Genomic DNA, 7,297 nt, shown 5'->3' on the forward strand with positions numbered 1-7,297 from the left:
ACCGGGGCTCGGCGGTCTGCGCGTACCCCAGGCCGCCCAGCGTCCCCACCAGCGCGCACACCGGCAGCGGCCACCAGCCCGGGACGCGGCCCGTCCGCCGCGCCGAACGAGGGGGCCGGGGCGTCTGCGCGCCCGCCGGGGCGTCCCCGCGCGCCGGCGGGGTGTCGGATGCGGGCGTTCCCGCTGCGGTCTCGGACATGACTCACCTCGTCGTCAGGGGACTTGTCGGACTGTGGGCGCCCGGTGCCGTCCGGGCGGGGGGCGGGGGCTCCCGGCGCCCCCCGGCCGCCTGGGTGCCGGGTGCCTCGGTGCCGGGTGCCTCGCTGCCGTATGTGCCGGGACCGCCGGGGCCTGGGCGCCGGCCGAGCACCGACGCGTAGACGCGGGCCAGGCGCTCGGCGCAGCGGGCGATGTCGTAGTGGGCGACGGCCCCGGGGACGGGGAGCCGCCGCGGACCGGCCGCGCGGAAGCCTGTCGCGGGCGGCGTGGCGGTGGGCGCGGTGGCGGAGGTGGCCGCGGTGTGCGCCGCGTACGCGGCACGGAGCGCGTCGCCCAGTCCGTCCGCGGTCGGCGGGACGCGGCGGGCGCCCGGCGCCTGCCCGGCCGGCAGGTCCGTCACCGCCGGGCACGCCGCGTACAGCACCGGCAGGCCCGCGGCGAGGGCCTCCAGGACGGCCAGCCCGAACGCCTCCTCGGGAGACGGCGACACGAACAGGTCGGCGGCGGCCAGCACTTCGGGCACGCAGGGTGCCGCCCCCTCCTCCCGCTCGCCGACGGCCCCGCCGGGGCACTCGCCCAGCAGCCGGACCCGGTCCGCCGCGCCCCGTGCTCCGGCCCGCGCGCGCAGCGCCGCACGCTCCGGCCCGTCGCCGGCCAGCAGCAGCCGCGCGCCGGGCACCCCGGCCACGGCGTCCACCAGCGTCTCGAAGCGCTTGCCCGCGACCAGCCGCCCCACCCCGGCCACCACGAAGGCCTCGGGCGGCAGACCGAGCCGGGCCCGCACCCGTACCCGGACGGCCGGGTCGAAGCGGAAGCGGGCGGCGTCGATGCCGTTGGGCACGGTGCACAGCCGGTGGGCCGGCACGCCCCAGCCGCGCAGCCGGGCGGCCACCGTGTCCGAGACGGCCACGGTGGTGCTGCCCAGCCGTTCGGTGGCCAGGTACAGGGCGCGGACCCCGGGGGTGAGCGGACGGCCCTCCAGCACGCGGTCGCCGAGCGAGTGCTCCGTCGCCACCACGGCGCGCACCCCGGCCGCCCGCGCGGCGATCCTGCCGTAGACGCAGGCCCGGTACAGATGGGTGTGCACCACGTCGTAGCGGCCCGCCCGCACCAGGCGCACCAGCCGGGGCAGCGCCGCCAGGTCGCGGTTCCCCCGCATGCCCAGCTCGGTGACCCGGGTGCCGTCGGCGCGGATGCCCTCGGCGACCGCGCCCGAACCGGTGAGGGCAACCACCTCGCCCCGGACCCCGTGCCGGGGCAAGTGGCGCAGCAGCAGCCGCAGTTGCTCCTCGGCGCCGCCCACGCCCAGGCCGGTGATCAGGTGCAGCACCCTCATCGGCGGCCTCGCGTGGACCCGGTGGCCTGTCCCGGTCCCGGTGCCTGTCCCGCGACCGGGCCGGCGGCCGGATCGCCGGCTGTGGCCGTGGCCGGTGCGGGCGCGGGGGCCGGTGTCGGCGCAGGCACCGGTGCCGGTGCTTGGGCGGGGGGCAGCGGTCTGCGGCGCAGCGGGTGCAGCACCTTCTTCAGATACAGCCGCGTCGAGGTGTCCCGCTCCCCGATGTGGACGCGGGGCAGGGCGTGCACGCCCGTGAGCGGTCCCGGGTCGATGGCGCACGCGTAGGCGTAACCGGCGGCCCGCACCGCCTCGACGGCCCGCGCGTCGAGCGTCCCGTACGGGTAGCAGAACCCGGCCGGCGGTGTGCCCGTCAGCTCGGCGAGCAGGGCGCGGCTGTGCGCGGTCTCGCGTTCCAGCGTGGCGTCGTCGGCCGTCGTCAGATCGGTGTGGACCAGTCCGTGCGAGCCGACCTCCATGCCCGCCGCGGCGACGGCCCGGACGCCGTCCGCGTCCAGCAGCGGCTTGCGCGGCCCCTCTGCGTCCCATCCGTTCCGGCCGCCGAGCCGTCCCGGCAGCACGAACGCGGTCGCCGTGCACTCGTGACGGCGCAGCAGCGGCAGCGCCTCGGTGAGGAAGTCGGCGTAACCGTCGTCGAAGGTCAGCCCCACCAGACCGGCCGCGCGTCCGGCCGCGTACCGGCGGAGCAGCCGGCCGACGCCCACCCCGCGCAGACCCCGCTCGCGCAGCCACCGCAGTTGCCGCTCCAGCCGGGCGGGGGAGACGGTGACGCGGTACGGGTCCTCGGCGCGGTCGGCGACCGAGTGGTACATGAGCACCCAGGGCGTACGCGGGCCGGACGGTCTGCGCGGGCCGGACGGCGTGCGCGGGCCGGCGTCAGCGGGCATGCGTGATCCTCCGTGTGTCGAGGGCGGACAGGTGCGGCGGCCGGGGCGCCCCCACCAGCCGGCCGGCGCAGACGAAGACGGCCGGCACGACGACGGCGCCGACGGCGGCGCCGGTCACCGGCGCGGACCACAGCCCGGCCGCTCCCCACCCCGCGGCGGCGGCGGCGACAGCCGCCAGCAGCAGCCGCAGCAGTCCGCCCGCGACCCGGGGCACGTCGATGGCCACCACCCGGGCACCGAGGCCGCGCAGCAGCAGTGCCGCGGTGGTGGTGATGCCCAGCGCGTTGGCGGCCGCGATGCCGTACATGCCCCAGGCGCTCGCGGCGGGCAGCCCCGCGGCCAGTGTCACGGCGAGTCCCGCGCCCATGGCGGCGGCCGGGTACCAGGGCGGGCGGGTACCGGAGAAGAAGGGGCGGACCAGGGCGCCGGCCATGCTGTGCCCGAGCAGCCCGCAGGCGTAGACCCGCATCACCGAGGCGGTGGCGGCCGTGTCCCGCCCGTCGAAGGCCCCGCGTTCGAAGAGGATGCCGATGATCTGCGGGGCGCACGCGACCACGTACGCGGCGCCCAGCAGCACCACGATCCCCGCCAGCGCCAGATCCTGTTCGACACGCCGCCGGGCCGCCTCCGCCTCGCCGTCGGCCATGGCGCGGGCCACGAGGGGGAACGTCACCGTGCACACCATCAGCGAGAGCACCATCGGCAACTGGGCCACCTTCTGCGCGTAGTTGAGGTGCGAGATCGCGCCCGCGGGCAGCGAGGAGGCCAGGCAGCGCTCGAAGAGGACCTGCGCCTGGCGGCTGACGGCGAACGCCGCGACGGGCGCGAGCGCGCCGAGGCCGAGGCCCATCCCGGCGAGCGGCCCGGTACGCACCCGCGCCGTCCGGGCCGTCGGCGCCCACGCCGGGGCCGCCTCCTCGGGCTGTGCCGTTGGGACCGCCGCCTCTTTCGGCTGTGCCGCTGGGACTGCCGCCTTCTCGGGCTGCGTCGCTCGGGCTGCCGCCCCCTCCGGCTGTGCCGCTCGGACCGTCGCCTCCCCCGGCTGTGACGTCCGGACCGCTGCCCCCTCCGGCTGTGCCGTCCGGACCGCTGCCCGCTCCCGCTGTGCCGCACCGGTCGCCGGTGCCCTGCGGGCTGTCCGGCCCGTGCGCGGCGGGCGGGCCGGGAGCCGGGAGAGGAAGCCGGGCAGTTGGACGAGCACCATCGCCGCGCCGCCCACCGCCACTCCCAGCGCCGCCGCCCGCACCCCCCACAGGGCATGCCCGGCGAACATCACCGCGATGGTGGCCGAGTTGTACGCCAGGTAGATCGCGGCGGGGGCCACGAAGTGCCGGTGGGCGCGGAGCGCGGCGCTGAAGTACCCGGCGAGGCCGAAGGTGACGACCGTCAGCGCCGTCAGCCGCAGACAGTCGGTGGCGGTGCCCGTGTGCGGCAGTCCCGGGGCGAGCAGCCGCACCACGTGCGGCGCCGCCAGGACCAGCAGCCCCGCCGTGCCCGCCAGCGCCAGCGACAGCCGGGGCAGGGTGGCGGCCACCAGCTCCCGCACCGGGTCGCCCGCCCCCGACGCCGGTCCGGCCGCCGCACGGTGTGCCGCCCTGCGGGAGAGCGCGAGGCTGAACGCGGGCACCAGGATCAGTGCCATGGCGTCCTCGATCAGCAGCGTGGCGGACAGCTCCGGGACCGTCCAGGCGACCAGGAAGGCATCCGTGTCCGCGTTCGCGCCGAACAGGTGCGCGATGGCCTGGTCCCGGAACAGACCGAACAGCGACCCGGCGGCGGTCAGTACCGCCGTGACGGCCGCCGCACGGGCGAGGAACCGGCCGAGCCGCGGCGCGTCCTGGGCCAGGGGAGCCGGTCCGCCGGCCGGCGCCGGCCGGCGGGCGGGGGAGGGCCGGGCGTCGGTCATAGGACCGGGCTCCCCTCCCCGGCCGCGGTGGCGGTGGCGGTGGCCGCCGGGAGGCCGCCGTCCGCCGTGCGGCCGTCCAGCGGTTCCCCGGCACACGGCTGTGCGGGCGACCCGGCCGAAGGGCGTCCCCGGTCCCCCGCAGACGGCGAGCCCCCCGGCGGCGGCCCGGCGGCTTGCCGCCCGGTCAGCTGTCGGCACGTGGGGCGCTGCATCGTCGGCCGCCCGTCCGCCGGCTGTCTGTCCGTGGGCCGCCCGTCCGTGGGCCGCCCGTCCGTGGGCTGCCCTGCCACCGGCCGTCGTCCGCCGGGCCGTTGGGCCTCCGGCGGCTGACCGGCGGTGGGGTCCCCGTCCGCCGCGGGGGAGAGGGCCCACCAGGCGGCCAGGCCCAGCACCAGGGCGGTCAGCACGGTGGAGGGGCCGCCGATGTCGCCGTAGAGGAAGTCCACGGCCTGCCACACCAGCAGGCCGACGGCCACCGTCCCGCAGTCGCGTGCGGAAGAGCCCGGCCCGCCGTGGCCGGTTCCGCGCAGCCGCCGCAGGGCGCACACCAGCAGCGCGGCCCACGAGCCGGCGAACGCGACGGCGCCCACGAGTCCCTGCTCGCTGAGGACCAGCAGGTACATGTTGTGCGGCGACAGCAGCGGCTCGCGCTGGAAGGCCATCCCGGCGCCCGCCGTGTCGCTGCCCGAGGAGAGGTCCAGCGGGGCGTGCGCGTCGCGGTGCGCGGGGAAGTTCTTGGGGCCGACGCCGGTCAGCGGCGCCTCCCGCCACATGCCCGCCGCCGCGCTCCAGAGGCTGTAGCGGTCGGAGACGGAACGGTCCGGCGACGCCGACACCTCGGTGATGCTCCGGGCCCGCTCGGCCAGGTGCTGCGAGCCCACCCCGAACCCGCCGACCAGCACCACGGCCGCGGCGGCCAGCGCGCCGAGCACGGGCAGTGTCGTACGGAGCCCGTGCGCCGCGAGCAGCAGCAGGCACGCCGCGCCCGTGGCGATCCACGCGCCCCTGCTGTAGGAGAGGGCCAGCGGCACCACCAGCGCGGCGGCGGTGCCCAGGGCGCACGGCCGCAGCCAGCGGGGCGCGCCCGCGGGCGGGCTCAGGGCGTACGCGAGCGCGGTCACCGTCCCGTAGGAGACGACCGTCGCCATGGCCATCACGTCCAGCGGACCGAACGTGCCCACGGCGCGGATGTTCTCGCCCTGGTAGGAGGCGCCGGTGCCGGTGGCAGCCTGGACGACCCCGAACGCGCCCTGTGCCAGGGCCAGCAGCACCAGCGCCGCGCACATCACCCGGGCGTCGCGGGCGTGCCGCAGCGACAGCAGCACGGCGCCCGGCACAAGGACGAACAGCTGGAGGTAGCGCACGAATCCGGGCAGGCTCGCCGCGGGGTCGCGGGAGGCGACGGTCGCCACGGCGAACGCGACGGCGGGCCCGCCCAGCACCAGCGCGGCCCGCGGCGTCAGCGCGGGGCCGGCCCGGACGCGGAGCACCGGGCCCGGGTCCGCTCGCGCAGCAGGGCGAGGGCGCACCAGGCGACCAGGATCCCGGAGGCCAGGTCCGCGAGGGTGGCGCCGCCCGGGGAGCCCAGGCGCGTACGGTCCGCCGGGACGGTCAGCAGCAGCACCGTCGCCACCACGGGCACCACCGGCGCGGCGACGGCCGGACGGACGCCCGGCCGCCCCGGTGCCCGCCCCGAGGGCGCCCGCTGCGAGACGGCCCTGCCGTCCGCCCGCCGGACGGTGCCCGCTTGTCCGGCGTCCGCCTGTACGGGGCCGCCCTCCGGCCGGGCGTTGGCCGGGCGGGTGGTGCCGCCCGCCCGCCCGGCACCGTCGTGCCGTCCCGCCCTCACCGGCCCTCCAGACGGAAGAGGGAGGCGGCCGTGCGGCACATGATGCGGACGTCCTGCCACAGCGACCAGGTCTCGATGTAGTGGTTGTCGAACCGGGCGCGGTCCTCGATGGAGGTGTCGCCGCGCAGCCCGTGGACCTGTGCCAGTCCGGTGAGGCCGACGGGACCGCGGTGCCGCTGCGCGTAGCCGGGGTGGGCCCTGCTGAACTGCCGTACGAAGTAGGGGCGCTCGGGGCGCGGCCCCACCAGGCTCATGTCGCCGCGCACCACGTTCCACAGCTGCGGCAGTTCGTCCAGCGAGGTGCGGCGCAGCAGCCGGCCGATCCGGCTGGTGCGCGCGTCCCCGGCCACCGTCCACCGGGTCGCCGCCTCGTGGGGGTCGGCGCCGCGCACGGTGCGGAACTTCACCAGGGTGAAGGGGCGCCCGCCCCGGCCGATCCGCTCCTGACGGAACAGCACCCCGGGCCCGTCCAGCACCCGGACGGCCAGCGCGCAGGCCGCCATCAGCGGTGCCGCCAGGACCAGCGCGGGCAGGACCAGTGCGAGGTCGAGCACCCGTTTGCGCCATCCGGTGCGCGGCCGGGGGCAGTCCAGGACGAGCTGCCGGCAGCTGAAGCCCCACAGGTGGGCGTCGGCCGGCCGGGCGGTGCCGGGGGCGGCGTGCGGGCCGTGTCCGCCCAGCGCGCAGCCCGGCCGCACCAGCCATCCGCTCACCCCGTGCTCGCCCAGCAGCCCGGCCAGCGCCGCCGTGCCGGGGTCCTCCCAGGGGGAGCGGACGAAGACGACGTCCTGCACGGCGCTGCGCGCCACCACCCCCGCCACGTCCTCCAGGGTGGTGACGACAGGGAGTGGCGGCGCGGCCGTGCCGTCCTCGGCGCCGGTTCCGCCGGGGTGCGGCGTTCGCGCGGTCCCGGGCTCGACCAGACCGACCGGCCGCAGCCCGTAGCGGGGCCGTTCGGCCAGCGCGGCCGTCACCGCGCGCGCCGTGCGGCCGCGGCCCACGACGAGCGCGGCGCGCGGTCTGCGGCGGTACCGGAGGCGGTGCGCGGCGTGGACGAGGCCGCGGGCCGCGCACACCAGTAC

General features: G+C 78.4%; 3 protein-coding genes and 3 pseudogenes. All 6 read right to left on the bottom strand.

Annotated features, from left to right (window positions below):
- A pseudogene (locus FM076_RS28505) lies at positions 1-199 on the bottom strand (hypothetical protein); the annotation flags it as partial.
- A gap of 3 nt (positions 200-202) precedes the next feature.
- On the bottom strand, positions 203-1,555 hold the full coding sequence (locus FM076_RS28510) for a glycosyltransferase (RefSeq protein WP_173873733.1): 1,353 nt from the start codon (positions 1,553-1,555) through the stop codon (positions 203-205).
- A gap of 152 nt (positions 1,556-1,707) precedes the next feature.
- Positions 1,708-2,460, bottom strand: a pseudogene (locus FM076_RS28515) (polysaccharide deacetylase family protein); the annotation flags it as partial.
- Positions 2,450-4,366 carry a lipid II flippase MurJ gene (locus FM076_RS28520; RefSeq protein ID WP_173873735.1) on the bottom strand — a complete coding sequence of 639 codons (1,917 nt, stop codon included), beginning with the start codon at positions 4,364-4,366 and terminating at the stop codon, positions 2,450-2,452. The gene FM076_RS28520 and the pseudogene FM076_RS28515, both read right to left, overlap by 11 nt.
- A gap of 326 nt (positions 4,367-4,692) precedes the next feature.
- Positions 4,693-6,011 (bottom strand): annotated as a pseudogene (locus tag FM076_RS28525) (O-antigen ligase family protein); the annotation flags it as partial.
- 200 nt (positions 6,012-6,211) lie between these two features.
- On the bottom strand, positions 6,212-7,297 hold a 1,086-nt coding region (locus tag FM076_RS28530; RefSeq protein WP_173873736.1), incomplete at its 5' end, for a sugar transferase.

The sequence above is a fragment of the Streptomyces albus subsp. chlorinus genome (assembly GCF_013302895.1).
GTDB lineage: Bacteria > Actinomycetota > Actinomycetes > Streptomycetales > Streptomycetaceae > Streptomyces > Streptomyces chlorinus.

Coding starts and splice junctions, on each gene's coding strand:
- FM076_RS28510 (WP_173873733.1), bottom strand. CDS start 1,555: ATGAGGGTGCTGCACCTGATCACCGGCCTGGGCGTGGGCGGCGCCGAG.
- FM076_RS28520 (WP_173873735.1), bottom strand. CDS start 4,366: ATGACCGACGCCCGGCCCTCCCCCGCCCGCCGGCCGGCGCCGGCCGGC.